This is a genomic window from Azospirillum argentinense, from assembly GCF_000632475.1.
GTDB classification, from domain to species: domain Bacteria; phylum Pseudomonadota; class Alphaproteobacteria; order Azospirillales; family Azospirillaceae; genus Azospirillum; species Azospirillum baldaniorum.
Map to the genome: position 1 here is coordinate 1406623 of NZ_CP007793.1, position 20878 is coordinate 1427500.

The 20878-nt window shown below is 67.0% G+C and carries 24 protein-coding genes (1 of these 24 cut by a window edge); 8 read left to right on the plus strand and 16 right to left on the minus strand.

Annotation, left to right across the window (positions count from 1 at the left end; genetic code table 11):
• Positions 1 to 6 precede the first annotated feature (6 nt).
• Both ABAZ39_RS06655 and ABAZ39_RS06660 read right to left on the minus strand, forming a co-directional pair.
• Positions 7 to 1431: an FAD-dependent oxidoreductase gene (locus ABAZ39_RS06655; protein ID WP_038527858.1), complete on the minus strand. Its 1425-nt coding sequence runs from the start codon at positions 1429 to 1431 to the stop codon at positions 7 to 9.
• A 15-nt stretch (positions 1432 to 1446) separates the two neighbouring features.
• Positions 1447 to 2553, minus strand: a complete 1107-nt coding sequence (locus tag ABAZ39_RS06660; protein ID WP_198129028.1) for a polysaccharide pyruvyl transferase family protein — start codon at positions 2551 to 2553, stop codon at positions 1447 to 1449.
• Between the two features lie 202 nt (positions 2554 to 2755).
• Between ABAZ39_RS06660 and ABAZ39_RS06665 the strand changes: the two genes are divergently transcribed.
• Entirely contained in the window at positions 2756 to 3223 is a 468-nt protein-coding gene (locus ABAZ39_RS06665) for an HAD family hydrolase (protein WP_038527862.1), read from the plus strand.
• Between the two features lie 20 nt (positions 3224 to 3243).
• Here ABAZ39_RS06665 and ABAZ39_RS06670 read toward each other — a convergent pair whose 3' ends face one another.
• Positions 3244 to 4233, minus strand: a complete 990-nt coding sequence (locus ABAZ39_RS06670) for a TerC family protein (RefSeq protein WP_038527864.1) — start codon at positions 4231 to 4233, stop codon at positions 3244 to 3246.
• A 321-nt stretch (positions 4234 to 4554) separates the two neighbouring features.
• On the opposite strand from ABAZ39_RS06670, the gene ABAZ39_RS06675 reads away from it, so the two are divergent.
• Entirely contained in the window at positions 4555 to 4881 is a 327-nt protein-coding gene (locus tag ABAZ39_RS06675; RefSeq protein ID WP_257722223.1) for an HU family DNA-binding protein, read from the plus strand.
• 68 nt (positions 4882 to 4949) lie between these two features.
• Positions 4950 to 5360: a Ros/MucR family transcriptional regulator gene (locus tag ABAZ39_RS06680; protein WP_038527868.1), complete on the plus strand. Its 411-nt coding sequence runs from the start codon at positions 4950 to 4952 to the stop codon at positions 5358 to 5360.
• 93 nt (positions 5361 to 5453) lie between these two features.
• On the opposite strand, the gene ABAZ39_RS06685 is transcribed toward ABAZ39_RS06680, so the two are convergent.
• Positions 5454 to 5978, minus strand: a complete 525-nt coding sequence (locus tag ABAZ39_RS06685; RefSeq protein WP_038527869.1) for a GNAT family N-acetyltransferase — start codon at positions 5976 to 5978, stop codon at positions 5454 to 5456.
• A gap of 511 nt (positions 5979 to 6489) precedes the next feature.
• On the opposite strand from ABAZ39_RS06685, the gene rpoH reads away from it, so the two are divergent.
• Together rpoH and ABAZ39_RS06695 are read left to right on the plus strand one after the other, a co-directional pair.
• Positions 6490 to 7380 (plus strand): RNA polymerase sigma factor RpoH, encoded by an 891-nt coding sequence (gene rpoH, locus ABAZ39_RS06690; RefSeq protein WP_038527871.1) that lies wholly within the window; start codon positions 6490 to 6492, stop codon positions 7378 to 7380.
• A 247-nt stretch (positions 7381 to 7627) separates the two neighbouring features.
• The gene (locus tag ABAZ39_RS06695; RefSeq protein WP_038527872.1) at positions 7628 to 8974 is read left to right on the plus strand and encodes a globin-coupled sensor protein; all 1347 of its coding nucleotides are present in this window, start codon (positions 7628 to 7630) and stop codon (positions 8972 to 8974) included.
• A 120-nt stretch (positions 8975 to 9094) separates the two neighbouring features.
• Here the strand turns inward: ABAZ39_RS06695 and ABAZ39_RS36480 are convergent, their stop codons facing one another.
• Positions 9095 to 9265 carry a hypothetical protein gene (locus ABAZ39_RS36480; RefSeq protein ID WP_175429604.1) on the minus strand — a complete coding sequence of 57 codons (171 nt, stop codon included), beginning with the start codon at positions 9263 to 9265 and terminating at the stop codon, positions 9095 to 9097.
• Positions 9266 to 9555: 290 nt separating this feature from the next.
• Here ABAZ39_RS36480 and ABAZ39_RS06700 point away from each other — a divergent pair, with 290 nt between their 5' ends.
• Complete coding sequence (locus ABAZ39_RS06700; protein ID WP_038527873.1) at positions 9556 to 10131, plus strand: GNAT family N-acetyltransferase; 576 nt, start codon at positions 9556 to 9558, stop codon at positions 10129 to 10131.
• Here ABAZ39_RS06700 and ABAZ39_RS06705 read toward each other — a convergent pair.
• Positions 10109 to 10579 (minus strand): hypothetical protein, encoded by a 471-nt coding sequence (locus ABAZ39_RS06705; protein ID WP_038527875.1) that lies wholly within the window; start codon positions 10577 to 10579, stop codon positions 10109 to 10111. The two genes, ABAZ39_RS06700 and ABAZ39_RS06705, sit on opposite strands and share 23 nt — an antisense overlap.
• A 221-nt stretch (positions 10580 to 10800) precedes the next feature.
• On the opposite strand from ABAZ39_RS06705, the gene ABAZ39_RS06710 reads away from it, so the two are divergent.
• Positions 10801 to 11955 carry an alpha/beta fold hydrolase gene (locus tag ABAZ39_RS06710; protein WP_038527877.1) on the plus strand — a complete coding sequence of 385 codons (1155 nt, stop codon included), beginning with the start codon at positions 10801 to 10803 and terminating at the stop codon, positions 11953 to 11955.
• Positions 11956 to 11976: 21 nt separating this feature from the next.
• Here ABAZ39_RS06710 and ABAZ39_RS06715 read toward each other — a convergent pair whose 3' ends face one another.
• The 9 genes from ABAZ39_RS06715 to ABAZ39_RS06755 all read right to left on the minus strand — a co-directional run bounded on the left by ABAZ39_RS06715 (position 11977) and on the right by ABAZ39_RS06755 (position 19953).
• Positions 11977 to 12612 carry a LysE family translocator gene (locus tag ABAZ39_RS06715; protein WP_038527879.1) on the minus strand — a complete coding sequence of 212 codons (636 nt, stop codon included), beginning with the start codon at positions 12610 to 12612 and terminating at the stop codon, positions 11977 to 11979.
• 74 nt (positions 12613 to 12686) lie between these two features.
• The gene (locus tag ABAZ39_RS06720; RefSeq protein WP_038527881.1) at positions 12687 to 13337 is read right to left on the minus strand and encodes an MORN repeat-containing protein; all 651 of its coding nucleotides are present in this window, start codon (positions 13335 to 13337) and stop codon (positions 12687 to 12689) included.
• Between the two features lie 89 nt (positions 13338 to 13426).
• The gene (gene moaE / locus ABAZ39_RS06725; RefSeq protein WP_038527884.1) at positions 13427 to 13885 is read right to left on the minus strand and encodes a molybdopterin synthase catalytic subunit MoaE; all 459 of its coding nucleotides are present in this window, start codon (positions 13883 to 13885) and stop codon (positions 13427 to 13429) included.
• 16 nt (positions 13886 to 13901) lie between these two features.
• Positions 13902 to 14153 carry a molybdopterin converting factor subunit 1 gene (moaD, locus tag ABAZ39_RS06730; RefSeq protein WP_038527886.1) on the minus strand — a complete coding sequence of 84 codons (252 nt, stop codon included), beginning with the start codon at positions 14151 to 14153 and terminating at the stop codon, positions 13902 to 13904.
• A complete protein-coding gene (gene moeA, locus ABAZ39_RS06735; protein ID WP_038527888.1) occupies positions 14153 to 15421 on the minus strand; it encodes a molybdopterin molybdotransferase MoeA in 1269 nt (422 codons plus the stop codon). Before moeA ends, moaD begins: the two co-directional genes overlap by 1 nt.
• A 30-nt stretch (positions 15422 to 15451) precedes the next feature.
• A complete protein-coding gene (gene mobB, locus ABAZ39_RS06740; protein WP_038527890.1) occupies positions 15452 to 15979 on the minus strand; it encodes a molybdopterin-guanine dinucleotide biosynthesis protein B in 528 nt (175 codons plus the stop codon).
• A gap of 159 nt (positions 15980 to 16138) precedes the next feature.
• Positions 16139 to 16750: a CDP-diacylglycerol--glycerol-3-phosphate 3-phosphatidyltransferase gene (pgsA, locus tag ABAZ39_RS06745; protein ID WP_051657843.1), complete on the minus strand. Its 612-nt coding sequence runs from the start codon at positions 16748 to 16750 to the stop codon at positions 16139 to 16141.
• 48 nt (positions 16751 to 16798) lie between these two features.
• Entirely contained in the window at positions 16799 to 18781 is a 1983-nt protein-coding gene (gene uvrC, locus ABAZ39_RS06750; protein WP_038527892.1) for an excinuclease ABC subunit UvrC, read from the minus strand.
• Positions 18782 to 19182: 401 nt separating this feature from the next.
• Positions 19183 to 19953, minus strand: a complete 771-nt coding sequence (locus ABAZ39_RS06755) for an SDR family oxidoreductase (RefSeq protein WP_038527895.1) — start codon at positions 19951 to 19953, stop codon at positions 19183 to 19185.
• A gap of 95 nt (positions 19954 to 20048) precedes the next feature.
• Between ABAZ39_RS06755 and ABAZ39_RS06760 the strand changes: the two genes are divergently transcribed.
• On the plus strand, positions 20049 to 20849 hold the full coding sequence (locus ABAZ39_RS06760) for a hypothetical protein (RefSeq protein WP_038527897.1): 801 nt from the start codon (positions 20049 to 20051) through the stop codon (positions 20847 to 20849).
• On the opposite strand, the gene ABAZ39_RS06765 is transcribed toward ABAZ39_RS06760, so the two are convergent.
• Positions 20821 to 20878 carry the 3' end of a YkgJ family cysteine cluster protein gene (locus ABAZ39_RS06765; RefSeq protein WP_038527899.1) on the minus strand. 233 nt of this gene lie beyond the right edge of the window, so 58 of the gene's 291 nt are visible here — the last part of the coding sequence; the start codon falls outside the window, past its right edge; the stop codon is at positions 20821 to 20823. The genes ABAZ39_RS06760 and ABAZ39_RS06765 overlap by 29 nt on opposite strands.

The window sequence follows — 20878 nt, forward strand, 5'->3', positions numbered from 1 at the left end:
GAAGCCTTACGCCTCCGGCTCGCGCAGCAGGGCCCCCTGGCGCAGCAGCTCGCGCTGGATGGCGCCGACCGGGATGTCGCGGGTGCGCTCGCCGCGCCGCGCCGCCATCGACGCGCAGACCCCGGCGGCCTGCCCCGTCGCCATGCAGGTGGGCGTCACCCGGTAGGAGGAATGGGCCTCGTGGCTGCCGGAGATGCAGCGTCCGGCCACCAGCAGCCTCTCCGTCCCCTTGGGCAGAAGCGCCCGCATCGGCACCTCGTACCATTCGCCGGAGGGCACGCGCTTCAGCACCGTGCCGCGGCCGGTCGGGCTGTGGATGTCCACCGGGTAGGTGCCGCGCGCGATGGCGTCCTTGAACTTCGCCGCGCCCAGCACATCGTCCGCGGTCATGGCATAATCGCCGACGATGCGCCGCGTCTCGCGGATGCCAATTCCGGTGCCGGTCTGGCAGGTGTAGGCGTCAGCGAAGCCGGGGGCGTATTTGCGCAGGAAATTGGCGATCTGCGCGGCCTGCCGATGGCTCTCCCACTCCGCGCGGGTCAGGTCGAAGACGTCGGTGCCCAGAGCGCCGGTGACCCGCGTGCAGTTCAGGGCGATCTCCCCGGGGTGGGTGGTGGCGAAGAACAGGATGTCCTCGCGCGCCAGATCGAGGTCGCCGTTGGCGGTGGCCTTCGACACGAGGTCCCACAGCCCGTGCACGCCGCGCCATTGCGTCGGATGCTCCCGCACATAGCCGTTGAAGGCGTCGTGGTCGAAGCCGACCATGCGGAACATCAGCGTCATCGGCTGGGTCAGCCCGTCCTCCTCCCGCCCGACCTCATAGTCGCAGCCGGCCAGCGCCGCGATGTCGCCGTCCCCGGTGCAATCGACGATCACGTCGGCCTCGATGACCACCGGGCCGGACTTCGTCTCGAAGACCACCGCGTCGGGCTTGCCCGGCTCGCCGAGGACGGTGGAGGCGAAGGCGTGCAGCAGCACCTTCACCCCGGCTTCGTCGAGGATCTGCTGGGCGGTGACCTTCAGCACCTCCGGGTCGAAGGGAACGGTGAAGCCGGTATCCGGCGAGGGCGGAATGGCCCCCTGGTTGGTGTAGAGCCGGCCCAGGAAGACGGCCAGCGCCCCACCCACCACCGGCTCGCCAGGGCCGTGGTCCTGCGGCATCAGGCGGGTGTTGTCCACGACCGCCACCGATCCGCGCTGGGTGTAGAAGCTCATCCAGGGCATGACGAGGGCGGCCGTGGCGTTGCCGCCGAGGAAGCCGTAACGCTCCACCAGGATGGTGTCGGCCCCCGACTGGGCGGCGCCGATGGCCGCCCCCATGCCGGCCGGACCGCCGCCGACGACGAGCACGTGGCAGCGCGCGACCTTCATGGCGCGGCGCGGCGGCAGAGTGACCGATTCAGGGTTTGGGGGACAGGGCAGGACGGGCAAGACTGGCTCCTTTCATCATTCCGCTGCTTTGGCCGCTGCTTTGGCCGCCGTTTCGGCGCGCGGCGCCACCGTCTGCAGGGCCAGCGGCGCCGTCTCGCGGGCGCGCTCCATCAGCACGGGAATCCGGTCGCGCAGCAGTCCCTTCTGCTCCGCGCGGTGGTCCCACAGGCGGTCGAGATCGGCGAGGAAGGTTCCGGCGGTGGTGTGGGACACCGTCGCCCGCGGCTCCAGCCCGATCGAGGACAGGAAATCCGACACCTTGGAGGCGTAGGGGAGCGCGATCAGCGGCGTGCCGGTGATCGCCGCGAAGATCAGGAAATGCAGCCGCATCCCCACGGCCATTTCGAAATGATCCATCAGCCCGATGATCTGGCGCGGCGTGTAGCGGTATTGCAGCAGATGGGCGCGTTCCGACACCGCCATGCGGCCCATGACGCGGTGCGCCTCCCGCACGTCGGCGCGCTCCATCGGCACAAAAACCACATCGGCGCCGAAGCGCTGCACGATGTAGTCCGCCGCTTCCGCCAACAGCTGGTGATAGGCCGCATCGGTGAGGTCCGGCGCCGCAGCACCCTGCTCGCGCACCGACAGGCCGACCAGCGGGCGGCCGCGCGGGATGCCGGCCTCGGCCAGCATCTCCTCGGTGAAGGGCTCCGGCTTCAGCAGCAGCGCCGGGTCGGCGGTGACCGTCACGGGAACCTGCACGCCGATCTCCTCGATCAGCCGCTTGGCGCTCGGTTCGCGGACGGTGATGCCGGTCATGCGGTCGAGCCCCTCGCGCACCGCGTCGCGCTCCACCCGATCCTTCAGCGGACCGACGCCGATGGCGAAGGTGTAGGTCGGCACCCCCAGCCGCTGAGCGATGGTAACCTCGCGCAGGTAGGTCTGCGCCTCGCTGTCGTAGAGAATGCCGCCGCCGCCCAGGAGCAGCAGGTCGAGCCGCTCGACCTCCGGCGTGATCTCGTCCTTCATGGCTTCCCGCGGATTCAGAACGCGATCCACCGCGTGGTTCTCGCGGGTATGGGCGGCGTTGCGCGAGAAGACGACCACCTCCACCCCCGGCACCGCAGCGCGCAGCTGCTCGATGGCCGAGGTGAGGATCGCCTCGTCCCCCAGATTCAAGCCGCCGTAAGATCCTGAAATGCCTATGACCGTCATCCGTACCCCCCTGCCGCACCGGAGCCGTGCGCCTATGCCTTCGGGTGCAACCCGACCGGCTGGCGAAGGTTCCGTGCGACCGTTAGTCTACGGTCGCGTTCATCCGGCGTTGGATGGGCTGGACGTTGGTTGGACTGGACGTTGGACCGGCAGGACAAGGCAGACAATGCAGAGACCCAAGCTGTTTCTCGACCTCGACGGCGTTCTGGCCGATTTCGACCGCGGCGTGAAGGCGGTCACCGGCAAGCGCCCGGAGGAGATCCCGATGAAGGTCATGTGGCGGGAACTGTCCCGCCATCCCGACTTCTTCGGAACGCTGGAGTTCATGCACGACGCGCAGGATCTCTGGCGATTCTGCGAACCTTACACCCCGACCATCCTGACCGGCCTGCCGCTCGGCTCCTGGGCGCCGGAGCAGAAGCGGCGCTGGGTCGCCCATATGCTGGGTTCCCATGTGCGGGTCATCACCTGCATGGCCCGCGACAAGCACCGCCATGGCGGGCCGGGCACGGTTCTGGTGGACGATCGCGAAAAGGCCCGTGATCCCTGGACGCAGGCAGGCGGCGACTTCATCCTCCACACCAGCGCGAAGGAGAGCATCGCCGCCCTGAAGCGCCTGGGCTTCACCGGCTGACTGGGATCATTTGTCCGGCATCACTCCGCCGGCAGCCGCTTGCCCTCGCTGCGCGTCTTGAGAAGCGAGACCGCCACGCCGCCCGCGATCAGGGTCAGTGTCACGCCCAGCGAGACCAGCGGGTCCGGCTTGCCGAAGATCTGGGTGTAGAAGATCTTGCCGCCGATGAAGACCAGCACCAGCGCCAGCGCGTATTTCAGGTAACGGAAGCGGTGGACCATCGCCGCCAGCGCGAAGTAGAGCGCGCGCAGGCCGAGGATGGCGAAGATGTTGCTGGTGTAGATGATGTAGGGGTCGGTGGTGATGGCGAAGATCGCCGGCACGCTATCCACCGCGAAGATCAGGTCGGCGAACTCGACCATCATCAGCGCCAGGAACAGCGGCGTGGCGTAGAGCGCGGTTCGCCCGTCCGGACCCGCCTCGCGCACGAAGAACTTCTGGCCGCGGAAATCGTCGGTGATCCGCAGGTGGCGGTTCAGGAAACGCAGCGCCGGGTTGTTGGCGAGGTCCGGCTCCTTGTCCACGGCGAACAGCATCTTCACGCCGGTGAGCAGCAGGAAGGCGCCGAAGACGTAGAGCACCCAATGGAACTCGCTGACCAGGGCGGCGCCGGCGGCGATCATCAGGCCGCGCATCACGATCACGCCCAGGATGCCCCAGAACAGCACGCGGTGCTGGTAGGCGCGCGGGACTGCGAAGTAGGTGAAGATCAGCGAAATGATGAAGACGTTGTCGAGCGACAGGCTCTTTTCGATGAAGAAGCCCGTGTAGTACTGGGCCGCCGCGGTATCGCCCATCGACCACCAGACCCAGCCGCCGAACAGCAAGGCAACGGCGATGTAGAAGGCGGAGAGACGGAGGCTTTCCCTGACGCCGATCTCGCGGTCGCGGCGGTTGAGGATGCCGAGGTCGAAGGCCAGCAAGGCCAGGACGAGGCCGACGAAGGTCAGCCAAACCCACACCGGCTTTCCCATGAAATCGAGAAAGACGGGTGCGATAAGGGAATCCATAACAAGACCCACTTGATTGCGCTGCGTCTGCAGTGAATTCAAGCGGTATCCGACATCACGGCTGACGCCTCAGCCGTCAGAGGGGCCCGGACCCGAACGCCACGCAAATGGTGTCGCCCATAGTCCGTTCAAGATCCACATCCCGCGAGTCGATCAACTTTCCGCGGAGGACATCCTTCCTTTGGCAGCCATGCGGCACCGTTGTGCCGCGAGGGATGGTCATTTTGATGCATCCAGGCCACAGTGAACGCAAGAACTCATGATTGATGAAACACTTAGGGTTGCCTTTCCGGCCATGGCTCTTGTGCTGATGGATTCGATCTGCCAAGAACACGGGAAAATCCACACGCGCGAAGGCACCAGGAGTTTCGCATGAACCAAGCCGAACTCATCGAGACCATCGCGACCAACGCCGGCATTCGTAAATCCGATGCGGCGAAGGTCGTCCAGTCGGTGTTCGAAGGCATTTCCTCGGCGCTCGCCCGTGGCGAGGAGGTGCGTCTTGCCGGGTTCGGTATTTTCGAGGTTGCCGAGCGTGCTGCCCGCGAGGGGCGAAACCCGCGCACCGGCGAGGCGGTGCAGATCGCCGCGTCGAAAGCGCCGCGTTTCAAGCCGGCCAAGCAATTGCGCGACGTGGTGAACGTCTGATCGACATCGCCCAATCCAAGGCCGATTCAAATCGGCCGACTTACAGGGGAACGGAGCTGAACGCGGCCATGACCATCGAAGCATCGGAATTGCAGGCCCTGACCGCCAAGGTCGTTGCGGCCTATGTCGGCAACAACACGGTGCCGGTCGCCGACCTGCCGGCGCTGATCCTCAACGTGCAGACGGCCTTCAACGGCCTGGGCGAGGACAAGGCCGCGCCGGCCAAGGCCGAGCTGGTTCCGGCGGTGCCGATCAAGAAGTCGGTGACCCCGGAATACATCATTTGCCTGGAGGACGGAAAGAAGCTGAAGATGCTGAAGCGGCATCTCAAGACCGTCTACGACATGTCTCCGGACGACTACCGCGCCAAATGGAATCTGCCGGCGGAGTATCCGATGGTTGCCCCGAACTACGCCAAGGCCCGGTCGGAAATGGCCACGAAGCTCGGCCTGGGCCGCAAGCGGGTCGCGCAGGACTGATCCCTGCCCCACGTCCCATCGGCGGGCGCATCCTTGATGGATGCGCCTTTTTTCTTTCTGCCTTCGCCGATGGAGGGCCGGGATATGGCTCCCTCAACGATCGTCGGGCAGCGTCGCTTCACCGTGGCCGAGTTGCCGCTGCATCAGCACACTGTCCACCCAGCGCCCGAACTTGAAGCCGACCGCTTTCAGCAGGCCCGCTGAGTCGAACCCCAGGCTTCGGTGCAAGCCGATGGACGCCGCGTTGCCGCTGTCGCCGATCACCGCGATCATCTGGCGGCACCCTGCCGCCGTGCAACGCTCGATCACCGTCGCGAGCAACGCCCGGCCGGCGCCTCGGCCCATGCAGTCCGGGTCGAGATAGATCGAATCCTCAACGCTGTAGCGGTAGGCGGTGCGCAGCCGGTAGGGGCCTGCATAGGCGTATCCTATGACCCGCCCATCCATCTCCGCAACGACATAGGGCATGCCCCGGGCCAGCACGTCGTCCCGTCGGCGGGCAAGCTCGTCCAGGCCGGGGGGTACCTCCTCGAAGCTCGCCGTGCCGGTCAGGACGTGATGGGTGTAGATCGCCTGGATGCGCGGCAGATCATCCGGCCGGCTGTTGCGGATGTGCATGGATCGCCTCTCGCCTTGTTCGGCCCTGGAATAGCACGCCCGCAACCTGGGAGAACACCAACGTCGCCACGGCGGAAGCGCGTTTCACCAAGCGCCCCTGAGGAACGTCATATGCTGAGCAGCGCGGTCCATTAGCCTGTATGGCCAGAGCTTATGCAGAAGATGAAGGCGGATGGCCGAATGATGACAAAGCGGAGAGAACCGCATCTGCCTTAGCTCCAAACGGAAATCGTCATCTTTTCGCCAATCTTCCAAAAGTTCTCCCGATCTTTTCGGCATTCATAAGGACCGAATAGTCCGGACATACGCCAAAAAATATTGCTGCACTGCCGTTTCAAGGCTTGATCCGACTTGGAGGTAGCGGCACAGTATCAATGTCTGATTGACGTGTTCCCGGATAATTTCGGCAAATCCCCCAGAAAAAAAATGCCGAAACGGTGGGCGTCTGCGAACGGCCATCGAAAGGGTTCCGCGGCAAAAGACGGTGGAGCGTTGGAGAGAGGAGGCCGGTGTGCTCAAGAAACTCCTGACTGGTGAAAACGCCAGCCTGACCCGTTATGTCGAGGAGTCGAAGCGGTTCCCCATCCTGGCCCCCGACGAAGAGCGCGAGCTCGCCGTCGCTTGGCGCGACCGCGGGAACGGCCACGCGCTGGAACGTCTGGTGGGAAGCCATCTGCGGCTGGTCATCAAGATCGCCCGCGGTTTCGGCGGCTACGGCCTTCCGCTGCCCGACCTCGTCGCCGAAGGCAACGTGGGCCTGATGCAGGCCGCACAGAAGTTCGATCCGGAACGCGGCTTCCGTTTCGCGACCTACGCCACCTGGTGGATTCGCGCTTCGATCCAGGAATACATCCTGCACAGCTGGTCGCTGGTGAAGATGGGCACGACCGCCGCCCAGAAGAAGCTGTTCTTCAACCTGCGCCGCCTGAAGAGCCAGATGCAGGAGCTGGAGCAGGGCGACCTCTCCCCCTCCACCGTCACGGCCATCGCGACCGAGCTGGACGTGCCGGAGCAGGAGGTGATCGAGATGAATCGCCGCCTCTCCTCCAACGACAGCTCGCTCGACGCTGCGCTGTCCAGCGACGGCGAGACCAACTGGCTGGAACTCCTGGCCGACGACCGCCCGACGCAGGAAAGCGTGATCGCCGACGCCGACGAACTGGCGCTGCGCCGCCGGCTGGTTGGACAGGCACTGGAGCGGCTGGACGACCGTGAACGCCGCATCCTGTTCGAGCGCCGCCTGAAGGACGACCCGTCCACCCTGGAGTCGTTGAGCCAGCAGTTCTGCGTGTCCCGCGAGCGGGTGCGCCAGATCGAGGTGCGGGCGTTCGAGAAGCTGCAGAAGGCCGTTCTCAGCGCCGCCCAAGCGCTGCGCCGCGCGCCGGCCCACATGGCCGCCTGATATATGGCCGCCTGATGTAGACGAACAGTCGACGTCCAGATTGCCTCATTACATACCGGCGGATGCCAAACGGCTCCGCCGGTTTTCTATTTCATTAAAGCCCGGTGAATTGTTGGGCCTGCGACAACGCTGCCGGTTTTCACACCCACCGTAACCCTCCATAGTGCCGCCCGCAGGTTAGTTACTTTGCATTAAAAACAAATTGCGCTAATCTGAAGCGGTCCTATTTTCGTGGGGAAGTCGATCCATGTCGCATTCTGCCCAGACGCAGTCCATTCTTGACCGTATCTCCTTCTTGCGAATCGACGAACCCACGAAGGCCGTCCTTCGGGAATTCCAACCCTACCTCGCCCAGCGCATCGACCAGGTTCTTGAGGATTTCTACGGCTATCTGCGCTCGGTCCCGCAGGTCGCGACGCTGCTCGCCGATCCAGCAGTGGTCAGCCGCGCGCGCGACATGCAGAAGCAGCATTGGCTGAAGAACGTCTTCACCGGCACCTTCGATGATGCCTACATGGCGCAGGTGCTGAAGATCGGGCAGGCCCACCAGCGCATCGGTCTGGAGCCGCGCTGGTACACGGGCGCCTATTGCTTCACCCTCAACAAGCTGATCGACCTCGCCTATCAAGTCTACCGCAAGAAGCCGGAGAAGCTCGCCCAGCTCATGCAGGCGATCAACAGGGCGGTCTTCCTCGACATGGATCTGGCGACCTCCGTTTATGTCGACCTGAACACCGCCGCGATCATCTCGCGTGAATTGGGAACCACCGCCGACTCGTTCGAACGCGAGGTGAAGAGCGTGGTGCAGGCGGTGGCGTCCGCCGCGCAGCAGCTTCAGGGCACCGCCCAGAACATGAGCCGCACCGCCGAGGAAACCAGCGTGCAGTCCACCCAGGTCGCCGCAGCGGCCGAGGAAGCCTCCGTCAACATCCAGACGGTCGCCGCGGCGGCGGAGGAACTGACGGCCTCCATCGGTGAGATCAGCCATCAGGTGACCCAGTCGGCGGCCATCGCCGGTGAGGCCATGTCGCAGGCGGAACGCACCAACACCACTGTGCAGGGATTGGCCGACGCCGCCAGCCGCATCGGCCAAGTGGTGAAGCTGATCCACGACATCGCCAGCCAGACCAACCTGCTGGCGCTGAACGCGACCATCGAGGCCGCGCGCGCCGGCGAGGCCGGCAAGGGCTTCGCCGTCGTCGCGTCGGAGGTGAAGAGCCTCGCCAACCAGACCGCCAAGGCGACGGAGGAGATCAACGCACAGATCGGCGCGGTCCAGGGGGCGACGCAGGACGCCGTTCTCGCCATCCGCTCGATCTCGGGAACCATCGCGCGGATCAACGACATTTCGACTTCCATCGCCTCGGCCATGGAGGAGCAGGGCGCCGCCACCACCGAGATCGCCCGCAACGTTCAGCAGGCGTCGATCGGCACCCGGGAGGTCAGCGAAACCATCGTGCACGTCAACGCCTCGGCGTCGGACACGGGGTCGGAAGCGCGCAGCGTCCTGTCCGCGACGAACGAACTGTCCGTCCATTCGAACAATCTGCGAGCGGAGGTCGACCGCTTCCTGGCGCGGGTTCGGGCCGGCTGATTGCAGCAGTGGACCGGGACCAGCGGCCCGATCCGGTGCCGCCGGCCTGAAAGCCCGTCCGAAGCCCGTCTGAAAGATTGATCGGCCCGCTGTCTTGGACGGAAGCTGCGGGTGTCGCGATCAGAGAACGGTGCGGAGAACCGTGTCGCTGATCTTGATCTTGGCCGCAGTGGCGGCCGAACGGATATCGTCGAGCGACCGCCAGTGACTGCGACCGCCGATGGTGGTCAGGGCACCATTCTGCATCGCCACGAAAAGGCCGGTACGCCCCAGGTTGACAATCTTGATCATCGCACGCCCTCCCCGTCTCCGGGCGCCGTCACCGTACAGGCATCTTCGCGCCCTATTTCGTATAGAGACTTATCAAGAGACGTCTCAATCCGTCAACAAGGCTTATCGTCATATTCTAAGGGTTGTCTATAACGATTCCAAAACACGCTTTCATAAGCAATTTTCCTAAATCTTTTCCTTTTTCACGGTTCTCTGGCCGGCTTTGCCCGGTAAGACTTTCATCGGGCGCGGGGAACGCCGCCAGCGCCGGCCCGTTCATTCCCTCAGATGGTTTGAAGCCCGGAGGAGGAATGGACGCCGCCACCGCGTCGCAGGATGTCATCAGCCTGCCCGTCGCAATTCGCCCGGCCAGCCGGACGGACCTGCCGGATCTCGAATGGTTCGGGCTGCACACGCCACACCGGGAAATCCTCGCCACGGCCTTCCGCGCCCAGGAGCGCGGAAGCGGCGCTCTTCTGGTGGCCGAGATCAACGGCTTTCCCGCCGGCCAGATCTGCATCGACTTCCAACGCAAACGGCATTTGCGCCGCGCCACGTTGTGGGCGCTGCGGGTGTTCCAACCCTTTCGCAACCGGGGCATCGCCACACGGCTGATGGCCGCCGCCGAGGGAACCGCGCTCGACCACGGCTATTCAGAAGCGGAACTGGGCGTGGACCGGGACAACGCCGGGGTCCTCGCCTTCTACGAACGGCTGGGCTACGAACTGCGCGGCACCGAACGGGGGCGCTATTCCTACCGCACCCCGGCCGGCGAACTGGTCCAGGTGCCCATCGATCAATGGATCATGCGCAAGCCGCTGTTCCGGCAGGCGGCGTGGCAGACCAGCGCCGGCTTCGCGCCGGTCATTCCGCCGCCAGCGCTATGAGCCGCGCCGGACGGCGCCGCGGCAGACGGATGCGCGCGCCGTCCAGGATGTCCGCCAGTTCCCGCGCCGAATCCGTGGCCATGGTCAGGGCGACCAGGGGAAGCCAGCGGTCGAACACCTGGGACGTCACGTCGCCTTCCCCGGCCTGCATGGCGGCCAAGGCGTCCAGCACCGCCATCTCGTCCATCCCGACCCGCGAGCAGGTCGGGCAGCGGAACGCCGGACGGCCCGCGTTGGTCACGGCGAAGGTGCCCAGCAGGGCGAACAGCGGCAGCAGAGCCGACGACGGCACGCCGGCCACGCCGAAGCTGGCCCGCATGGCGGCCATCGCGCCCGCGGTGCCGTGACGGAACCATTGCCGGAAGCCGGTCAGAAGCGCGCGCTCCGCCGTCGTCAGATCGGACACCGTCCAGGGGGACAACCGCCCCTCGCCCACCGAATCGCACATGTTGACCCCTCCCGACTGAAGTGACGGAACCGACCTTAGACGATCCGCGCCTGATTTGCGAGTCATTCGCATTTGCAATCGATGGACCTTCTGACGCAGGCCGCCCGCACCGATGGGGCTGTGACAACACTCCGTGACAAACGCCGGCCCGGTCCGATGGAAAGGTCGGGTTAACCATATTCCGAGACCCTTTCCACGCCCGCAGACAGGAGCGTGGAAGGATGAGGCGGACAGTCGGACAGGCGCTGCTCGGATTGGTGGTGGCGTTGGCAATGCTCGGTACGGCGCAGACGGCGGCGGCCCAGATTCACCTGAACCCGGCCTATGGCGACGGCACCCTGCTCGGCCCGACGATGGCCCGCGGCGCGGTGGTGTGGAGCCATGGCCGGTCCGTGGAGGTGGAGGATTCGAACGCCCCTACCCCGCTCTACATGAAGACCATGAAAGACGCCGGATGGGACGTGTTCCGTCTGGACCGCATGCGGGTCAGCGACACGCTGCCGAACAGCTCCCGCGCGCTGGCGGGCTACGCCGACCAGTTGAAGGACCGCGGCTACCGCAAGGTCATGCTGACCGGCCAGTCCTTCGGTGCCTTCATCTCGCTGATGGCCGCCGGGCAGAGCGACCGGGTGGACGCCGTCGTCGGCACCGCTCCCGCGGCCTTCGGCAACTTTTCCGATTCCTACGACAGCTTCCGTGACAACGCGGCGCAGCTCTGGCCGATCCTGCGCGGCATCCACAGCGCGCGGGTGATGCTGTTCTTCTTCCATGGTGACGATTTCGACCCCGGCGGACGCGGGGAATCGGCGCGCGGCATCCTGTCCTCGCGCGGGCTGGACCACATCGTGGTCGATCAGCCGGCCCTGCTGACCGGCCACGGCGCCGCGACGACCGGCATGTTCGTCCGGCGCTTCGGATCCTGCATCCTGCGCTTCGCCGAGGCGCCGCCGCGCCGAGGCGACCCGTCCTGCGACGAATCCTGGGGCCGCACGCCGAGCGCGGAGCTGATGCGGGCCGCGGCGCCGGAGCCGCGCACCGGCAGCGGCACCTCCTCTCCGGCGGGCACCGGCGCCCGCTCCTTCCTCGGCGTCTGGTACGGCGCCTACATCAACGGGCGGGAGATCGCGCTGGCGGTGGACCGGGTCGAAGGCGACGCCGTCTACGCCGATTATGTGCTGGGACCGGGCATGGAGGCCGACCAGCCGATGGAGCGCGCCCAGCGCAAGGGCCGCATCGAGAACGACGAGCTGGTGTTCGATGAGAAGGGGCGCAACGTGCTGCGCTACAGCATCCGGACGGACGGGCGCCTGTCCGCCGCTTGGCTGGACCGCTCCGGCAAGGGCCGTCTGGAGACGACCCTCCGCCGGATGGACTGAGCAATCACAAACGGTGGGCGATCACAGCCGGCGGGCGAGCGCCAGCAGCCCGCCGGCGCCGATCATCAAACCGCCGGTCAGGCGGTTGAGGGTGCGGGCCGCGGATCCGCTGGTCAGCCGGGCGCCGATGCTGTTGCCGCCGGTGGCGTATGCCATGATCCAGCCGAACTCGATCACCACCATGATCGCCACCAGCGCCACCAACTGCGGCATCAGCGGGGCCGCCGGGTCGATGAACTGCGGGAACAGGGCGGCCATGAAGACCAGCGCCTTCGGGTTGCTGAAGGCGACCAGCAGCCCGCGCAGGAACAGGCGATGGGCCGGGGCTTCCTCCGCCGCCGCGGCGGCGCCGACGCGCGGCGAGCCGTCCGGCACCGGCGCCCGCCACGCGGCGATGCCGAGCCAGGTCAGATAGGCCACGCCCGCCCATTTCACCGCCTGGAAGGCCGGCTCCGATGCCGCCAGCAGGGCGCCGAGTCCGAGCACCGACAGGGTGGCCATCGTCGTCAGCGCCACGCACATGCCCAGCCCGCCCCAGGCCGCGCGGCGGACGCCGTAGCGCAGGCCGAGGCTCATCGCCAGCAGCATGTTGGGGCCGGGCGTCATCGACAGCACGAAGGCCGTCGCGAAGAAGAATCCGAGGGTCTGCCAGTTCATCGCCGTCTTCCGAAGGGGTTCCGGATGTCACCACGGAGCGGCGCGTCTGGCAAACGCCGCCTGTGCAAAGCTGGTCAACGCCGGTTCGCATCGCTCGGCGCCGGATCGCGGTAGTCCCACGGCGGTGTGCGCAGCCACTCCTCCAGGCTGCCCGGCGCCGCCCTGCCCCGCGGTTCCGGCCGCTCGGCCGACCGGATGGGCTCGGCAGGCTTCGAGCCGAGAAGCGCGCCGGGCCACACCCGCCCGTCGCGGTCGACCCGCGCACGGTAGCGCAACCCCATGGAGGCGACGAACTCCCCCTGCCCGGTCGGGCGCCCGAACGCGAATCCGCCGATGTAGCGGTGACCATCCGGCAGAGTCAGCGTTCCCGGGCCGGTGGCGAGGCCATGCCGGAAACGGCCCTCGAAGGTCGTCCCATCCTCACGCCCGCTGCGTCCCGGCCCCTCGGCCCGGCCATCGACGAAGACCGCCTCGGTCCAGTCCACCGGTTCCGCACCATTGAACGTTTCAAGAACACCGGCACCATGGGCGAAACTGTTGCGGCAAGCGCCGGTCCAGCGGACGGACTTCCCCCGGCTGGGATCAGGATCGCGGACGCGACAGCCGCCGACCGGGTCGGTCAGAACCCGCTCCGCCGTTTGCCGCTCCTTCCCTTGAACCGGGCACGTCAGGAAAGCGCCCAGCGACAGGGCCACCAGTCCGGTGAGCAGGAACCGGGTTCGCATGATCGGACGCTCCGCATGCGCGCACAGCCTTGCGCGGGAGCGGATCCAATCACCCCGAGGAGGGCGCCGTCTGTGCCCTGCCTCTCACCTCACGCCGGTTTCGTCCAGCGGGCCGCCGCCGTGTCGTCGGATTCCTTGGCCTCCACCCAGCGCTCGCCCTCCGGGGTGGCCTCCATCTTCCAGAAGGGCGCCTTGGTCTTGAGCCAGTCGATCAGGAAGTGGCAGCTTTCAAAGGCCGCCTCGCGGTGGGCGCTGGCGGTGGCGACCAGCACGATCTGGTCGCCCGGTTCCAGCCGCCCGTAGCGGTGGATGATCAGCGCGTCGTCTAGCGGCCAACGCGCCCGCGCCTCCGCCTCGATCGCCTCCAACTGCCGCTCGGTCATGCCGGGATAATGCTCCAGCGTCATGGCGCTGACGGACTCGCCGCCGGCCATGTCGCGGACCAGCCCGACGAACAGGGTCACCCCGCCGATGCCGGTCTTGCCGCCGGTCATCGCGGCCAGTTCCGCCCCGACGTCGAAATCCTCGCTCTGCACCTTCACCGTCACGGCAAAGTTTCCTTCCTCAGCCGCCGGTCACCGGCGGGAACAGGGCCACCTCGTCGCCGGGGCCGACCGGGTGGTCGTAGGGCACATGCTCCTGGTTCACCGCGACCTTGACCACCGTGCTGTTGGCAAGCGCGTCGGCGTGCTTCGGGCTGCGGGTCTTCAGCCACGCCACCAGAGCGCCGACGTCCCGGACCTCCGCCGGCAGGTCCACCGTCTCGGTCGCCACGCCGATCTTGGTGCGCAGCCAGGCGAAATAGAGGATCTTCATCACCGAACCTCACTGAAAGGCAGGAAATCCACGATCATCCCCGGCTCGATGCGGGTGATCTCTTCCGGCAGTTCGACGAGCCCGTCGGACTCGACCATCGACGACAGGATGCCCGCCCCGTCGCGCGGGTGCTTGACCGCGGTCAAAACCCCGTCGGCGGCGCGAGCGAGCGTGGCCCGCACATACTCGCGCCGCCCCGCCTTCTTCTTGTAGGTAAAGCCCGCGCGCAGCGGGAACAAGGCGGGCGCCTCGTCGGCCGCCCCCATCAGCCGGAGCAGGATCGGGCGGGCGATGCGCAGGAAGGTGACCATGACCGCCACCGGGTTGCCCGGCAGGCCGACGAAGACGGCCGCCCCCTTGGTTGCGCCCTTGACCGTGCCCAGAGCCACCGGGCGCCCCGGCTTTATCGCCAGCCGCCAGAAATGCAGGCCGCCCAACGCTTCCACCGCCGCTTTGACGTGGTCCTCCTCCCCGGTGGACATGCCGCCGGAGGTGATGAGAACGTCGTGCGTCCCCGCCGCCTCTTCCAACGCGCCGCGAACGGCGTCGAGGCGGTCGGGCAGGATGCCGAGGTCGGTCACGCCGCAGCCGAGCTGGCGCAGCGCGGCGATCAGGGCAAAGCGGTTGGCGTCGTAGATGCAGCCCGGCTCCAGCGGCACGCCCGGCTCCCGCACCTCGTCCCCGGTGGAGAAGACGGCGACACGCAGGGCGGTGCGCACCGTCACCTCCCGCCGCCCCAGCGAGGCGAGCAGGCCGATGTCCTCCGCCCGCAGCCGGCGGCCGGCGGTCAGGACGGTGCTTCCCCGCGCCATGTCCTCCCCGGCGCGGCGGCGGTTGGCGCCGCGCCGGATGCCGGGGGGAATGGCGACGGAGCCCTCCTCCGCCTTGCAGTCTTCCTGCATCAGCACCGTGTCGAAGCCTTCGGGCATCGGGGCGCCGGTGAAGATGCGCACCGCCTCGCCGCGCCGTCCGGGACGGTCCAGCGCATGGCCGGCGGCGACGCGCGCCGTGACCGGCAGCAGCGTGGCCGCGTCGGGCGTCAGGTCGTCGAAGAAGACCGCGTAGCCGTCCACCGCCGAATTGTCGTGCGGCGGCACGTTGAACGGAGCAACGACATCCTCGGCCAGCACATGGCCAAGGGAGTCGGCAAGACCGATCCGGCGGGTCGCGGTGACGGGATGGAGGCGGCCGGAGAGAAGCTCCAGCGCCCGGTCCACCGCCATCATCTCCCCGCCGAAGGCGAAGCAATCGTCGCTAAGCTGAGCCATCGCTCCACTCCACCCCCGCACACCGCCGTCTCAGACAGCCTGCCCCGTCGCCCCGCACCGGTCCAGCGCGCAACGCTCGATGATGAAGGAGGCGATGCCCTCCTCGTCGCTCAGGTCGAAGACGGGCACCCTGGCGTCCGGGACCGGACCGTCGCTGGCGATCGCGACGATGCTCGGATCGTCGCGCGCGATCAGCGGCTTGCCCACCGAAGCGCGCCACACCTCGATCTTCTCGTGCGGCTCGCGCTTGAACCCTTCGATCAGCAGCAGGTCGACGGGCGACAGCTTCGGCAGCAGTTCCGCCAGGGACAATTCCGGCTCGTCGTCCCGGATCTCGTGCATCAGCGCCCAGCGGCGGGGCGAGCTGACCAGAACCTCCGTGGCGCCGGCCTCGCGGTGGTTGTGGCTGTCCTTGCCGCGATGATCGATGTCGAAGCCCTTGTGCGCATGCTTCATGGTCGAAACGGTCAGGCCGCGCCGGATCAGCGCCGGGATCAGGCGAACGATCAGCGTCGTCTTGCCGCTGCCGCTCCACCCCGTCAGGCCGAACATCTTCATGGAAGCCCCTATCCTCCGCCTTGCCGCCCATCGCTGCGCGGGCGTTCCCCGGTCACATAGCAGAAACACACGGGCATGCGAACGGACAAACCGGAATGGCGGCCCGCTCTGCCATGTGCCGGAAAACTGACCCCAGGAAAGCGGCCGCTGGAAAGCGATTCAGCCCGGCGTGCGGGCCGGGTTCCCCGGAGCGCCCTTTTGCGGCTTGACCGGCTGGTGGGCCATCATGTGCTTCAGCCCGGCGCGCATGTAATCCCAGCCGGTGACGAAGGTGAGGATCGCCGCCACCCACAGGCCCAGCGTTCCGATCAGCGTGACCGGGATGTGGACCGGGCCGTAATCGCCGACGATCAGGAAGCCGATCGCCACCATCTGGATCGTCGTCTTCCACTTGGCCATCCAGGTGACCGGCACCCCGACGTTCAGCCCGGCCAGATATTCGCGCAGGCCGGACACCAGGACCTCGCGCAGCAGGATGACCACGGCGGCCAGCACCGACAGACCGGACAGCCGGGCGAAGGCGACCAGCATGATCAGAGTCGCGGCGACCAGCAGCTTGTCCGCGATGGGGTCGAGGAATTTGCCGATGACGCTTTCCTGCTCCCAGGCGCGGGCCAGATAGCCGTCGAACCAGTCGGTGATGCAGGCCGCGGCGAACAGGGCGCAGGCCGTATAGGCGGCCCACGCCTCCGGCACGTAGAACAACCCGACCACGACGGGAATCACCGCGATGCGCGACAGGGTGAGCAGGTTCGGCAGGCTGGTCAGCATCGGTCGCAACTCTGGAATCGGGGGAAACGCGCGGCGGGCGGCGTCATTCTAACCGTCTGAATGGAAATGATCGTATATCTTTTTCGCCACCGTCTTGCTGATCCCTTCGACCGACTCCAAATCCGCCAGTCCGGCGCGGGAGACGGCGACGGCGCTCCCGAAATGGTGAAGCAGGGCCTTCTTCCGGCCGGGTCCGATTCCGGGAATCTCGTCGATCATCGATTTCCCCAACGCCTTGGTGCGCTTCGTCCGATGGGTGCCGATGGCGAAGCGGTGCGCCTCGTCCCGCAGCCGTTGCAGGAAATAGAGCACCGGGTCGCGCATTTCCAGCTGGAACGGCGCGCGGTCCGGCATGAAGAAGCGCTCCCGCCCGGCGTCGCGGTCCGGCCCCTTGGCGATTCCGACCAGCGTCACGTCGTCGATCCCCAGATCAGCCAGCACGCCCAGCGCCATGTTGAGCTGCCCGACGCCGCCGTCGATCAGCACCAGATCGGGCCAGGTGCCCTGAGTCCGCTCCGGGTCCTCCTTGATCGCCCGACCGAAGCGGCGGGCCATGACCTCGCGCATCATCGCGAAGTCGTCGCCGGCGGCGCCCTCGGTTTTGATGTTGAACTTGCGGTAGGCGTTCTTGATGAAGCCCTCCGGCCCGGCGACGATCATGGCGCCGATGGCGTGGGCACCCTGGACGTGGGAGTTGTCGTAAACCTCGATCCGCTGCGGCGGGCCGTCCAGCCCGAAGACCGACGCCACCCCGTCGAGCAGCCGCGCCTGCGACGAGCTTTCGGCCAGCCGCCGCCCATGGGCCTCGCGCGCGTTGGTCAGGGCGTGTTCGACGATGCGGCGCTTGTCGCCCCGCTTGGGCGCGGCCAGCTCCACCCGATGGCCGGCGCGCAGCGCCAGGGCCTCGGTCAGCAGTTCCTGCTCCGGCAGGTCGTGGCTGACCAGGACGAGGCCGGGGGCCGCCTTGTTCTCGTAGAACTGGGCGATGAAGGCGGCCAGCACCTCCGGGGTCTCGGCGCTCTTGTCGTGGCTGGGGAAGTAGGCGCGGTTGCCGTAGTTCCGCCCGCCGCGGAAGAAGAACACCTGCACGCAGGTCATCCCGCCCTCCGCGTAGGCGGCGATCACGTCGGCGTCCTCGACCACCCCTTCGACGTTGATGTCCTGGTGCGCCTGCACCGCCGTCAGCGCCCGGATACGGTCGCGGTAGCGGGCGGCGGTCTCGTAGTCGAGATTCTCCGCCGCCTTGGTCATCTCCGCGACGAACTCCGTCTGGATGTCCCGGCTCTTGCCGGACAGGAAGGCGCGGGCCTGATCGACCTGCGCCTGATACTCCGCCGGGCTGACCCGCTCCACGCAGGGCGCGGTGCAACGCTTGATCTGGTACTGCAGACAGGGCCGGGTGCGCGCGGCGAACACCGTGTCGGCGCAGTTGCGCAGCAGGAAGGCGCGCTGGAGCGCGGTGATCGTCCGGTTGACCGCCCCCGCCGAGGCGAAGGGGCCGAAATAGTCGGCGTCGCGCGACCGCGCGCCCCGGTGCTTGGTCAGCTGCGGATAGTCGTGATCCTTGGTGATCATGATGTGCGGGAAGGTCTTGTCGTCCCGCAGCAGCACGTTGTAGCGCGGCATCAGCCGCTTGATCAGGTTCGATTCGAGGAGCAGCGCCTCGACCTCGGTGTGGGTCGTGACGAACTCCATGGTCTCCGTTTCCGACACCATGCGCTGCAGCCGCACGGGCAGGCGGTTGACCTGAGTGTAGTTGAACACCCGCCGCTTCAGGTTCTTGGCCTTGCCGACATAGAGCACGGCCCCGTCGCCCGCCAGCATGCGGTAGACGCCGGGCGTCTGCGGCAGGGTCTTCAGATGGTCGCGGATCACCTCCGCCCCCCGGGCGAGATCGGCGGGGCGCCGTCGCGTGCGGGGCGTCTTGTCCACGCCTTGGGCATCCGCGCCTGGAGCGTCGGCGCCCAGAAGCTCGGCGCCGTCCGTCTCCGGGAGAATGAGGTCCGTGGGGGTGTCTGCGGTGTCAGCCATGTCTCGAATGTCGTCGGGTCCTGGGAGGGGGTCAACCACCCCCTGTCCTGAATGGTTAAGACGAACGACTCACCTCTTCGGTGGGCACTCGTCGGGATATCCACGACTCCTGTGGATAAGTGTGTCGATAACCCAAGGGTTACCCCAGCGGAACCAAGGCAGCCCAAGGGATTCGAAAGCTATGCACAAAAATTGGGCATTTCACCTAAGTCTTTGTTTTTACTGGAGACACCCCGAGTCAAGTCAGCACTTTGGCGCTGTGCCGCTATTTTTCCGGATCGTGCAAACAGCCCCTTGCGCCGATGAGGCCGGATGTGTACAACGCGCGGTCCTCTTGCCGGGGTGCCCGACCGACCATGGGATTGGTCGCTGAACGGCCAGACGGCCCCTGGCCGAACCGCCTATTCCGTTGGCACGAATCCCAAGGACGGCTGCGCCCATCCCAGATGCTCGCCACCGTCGAGGGCGACCATTTGCCCGGTGACCGACGGCGCGTCGATGAGGAAGCGCAAAGCCGCGCAGATCTCCTCCGGCGAGGGACCGCGCCTCAACGGAGTCGCGTCACGCTGCGCGGCGAACTCCTCATCCGTCTGCCGGACATTTTTCAGTGTTGGCCCTGGCCCGATCGCGTTGACCCGGATGCGCGGGGCGAGCGCCATGGCGAGCGTCTGGGTCAATGTCCACAGGCCGGCCTTCGACAGGGTGTAGGAGATGAAGTGCGGGGTGAGGTTCCACACCCGCTGATCGATCATATTGACGATCAACCCCTCCGCACCGCCCGGCACCTGAGCCGCGAAGGCTTGGCTCAACACGAAGGGAGCGCGAAGATTCGCTTCCATATGGCGGTCCCAGGACTCGCGGGTCACGTCCTCCACCTCGTCCCGCTCGAAGCGGGAGGCGTTGTTGACCAGCAGCGACAGCGCGCCCAGCCGCTCGACGGCTTCGGGCACCAGCGCCTGAGCGTCCAGCTCGCGCTCCAGATCGGCCTGAAGCGCCACGGCGACGCCACCCTGTCCGACGATTTGCGTCACCACCGCGTCGGCCTCGCTGCGGGAATGCCCGAAATGCACCCCCACCCGCCAGCCACGCGCCGCGAGGTCGAGCGCGATGGCGCGTCCGATCCGCTTTCCCGCCCCGGTGACCAGGGCCGCTTTCCTCTTGATCTCCACCATGCCGCCATAGGTACCCTGCCACCCGTTCCGGTCAAGGGGGTTCCCTTCGGGGCAAGGACCGGACCGGTGAAAGACGCGCGGAGCAGGACGCGGCCATGCTGAGGGAAGCCTTCGAATATCTGACCACGCCCTGCCCGCCCTTGGCCCGCCGTTACGGCTATCTGGCGGAAGCAGTGGCCCTCGGCGCGCGCCACCGCCGTCAGAGGCAGGCCTGGGCTCCCCACGTCGATGCCTGCCGCCGCTTTGTCCAGGAGGCCGCCGAGCGGGCGCCACGGGGTGGGCGGGCACTGGTGGCGGGGTCCGGCTTGCTGATCGAGGTTCCGCTGCCGCTGCTGGCCGAGCGATTCGGCGAAGTGGTGCTGGTCGACATGGTTCACACCCACACCGCACGCCTGCAGGCGCGGCGCCATCCCAACGTCCGCCTGCTCACTCTCGACGTCACCGGTGCGCTGGCGCCGCTGGATGCCGCTCTTTCCGATGGCTCCCCGCTTCCCTTACCCTCACCGCCGGACCTGCCGGGGGAGCGGTTCGCCTTTGCCCTGTCCTGCAATCTCCTGTCGCAGCTCCCGCTTCTGCCCTTGGACGCCATCGACCGCAAGGCACCGAACACGCCGGAGGCGGAGCGGGACCGCTTTGCCCGAACCCTGGCGCAGACGCATCGCTCCTGGCTTTCCCGCGTCGCCGAACAGGCCACGCTCTTCACCGACACGGAAAGTCTCTGGATGGAGAGTGGCGCCATTCAGGAGCGCGAGACTTCGCTCTGGGGGCTCGATCTTCCCTCTCCCGACCGCGCCTGGGATTGGGACATCGCCCCGGCCCCGGAAGAGGACCGTCGGCGCAGCCTGCGTCACCGGGTCGGCGCGTGGTTCAATCTTGCAGCCCCAGTTGAGACCTGACGGTGTGACAGGCATCGCTTCCCGCGGTG